This window comes from Thalassovita mangrovi (assembly GCF_009857745.1).
In the GTDB taxonomy this organism is placed as follows: Bacteria; Pseudomonadota; Alphaproteobacteria; order Rhodobacterales; family Rhodobacteraceae; genus Thalassobius; species Thalassobius mangrovi.
Map to the genome: position 1 here is coordinate 1 of NZ_WWEN01000028.1, position 722 is coordinate 722.

Consider the following 722-nt stretch of genomic DNA (forward strand, 5'->3'; position numbering starts at 1 on the left):
CCCCTTTTCTTTTAAAATTGTGGATGAATACTGCCATTTGTACTGCTGTCTTAAGATGTTCAGCCTGATCTCTTACCTGTCCTATAATTTTCTTTAATTCTTTATTCATAGATTCTATTACTCCTTGACTTTGGGGATTGTAGGGAATGCCAAATTCCTGCTTGATCCCCGCCCACCAACAGGCGGCCTTAACTGTAGTACTGGTGAAATTGCTGCCATTGTCTGTATGTACTGTTTTTACTGGCCATCTTCCTGCTAATTTTAAGAGGAAGTATGCTGTTTCTTGCCCTGTCTCTGCTGGAATTACTTCTGCTTCTATATATCCACTGGCTACATGAACTGCTACCAAGATAACTTTTCCTTCTAAATGTGTACAATCTAGCTGCCATATTCCTGGGCTACAGTCTACTTGTCCATGCATGGCTTCCCCTTTTAGCTGACATTTATCACAGCTGGCTACTATTTCTTTTGCTACTACAGGTGGTAGGTTAAAATCACTAGCCATTGCTCTCCAATTACTGTGATATTTCTCATGTTCTTCTTGGGCCTTATCTATTCCATCTAAAAATAGTACTTTCCTGATTCCAGCACTGACCAATTTATCTACTTGTTCATTTCCTCCAATTCCTTTGTGTGCTGGTACCCATGCCATGTAGGCTTCTGCCTTTTTTGTTATCTGCTCTATTACTTTACTGGCTGCTTTTGCGATCTTAGTGTATGGT

Annotated in this window: 1 protein-coding gene; it reads right to left on the reverse strand. The window is 40.3% G+C overall.

Annotation, left to right across the window (positions count from 1 at the left end; translation table 11 throughout):
* The coding region (locus GR167_RS20480; RefSeq protein WP_160975518.1) for a DDE-type integrase/transposase/recombinase at positions 1 to 722 on the reverse strand (722 nt) is incomplete at both ends.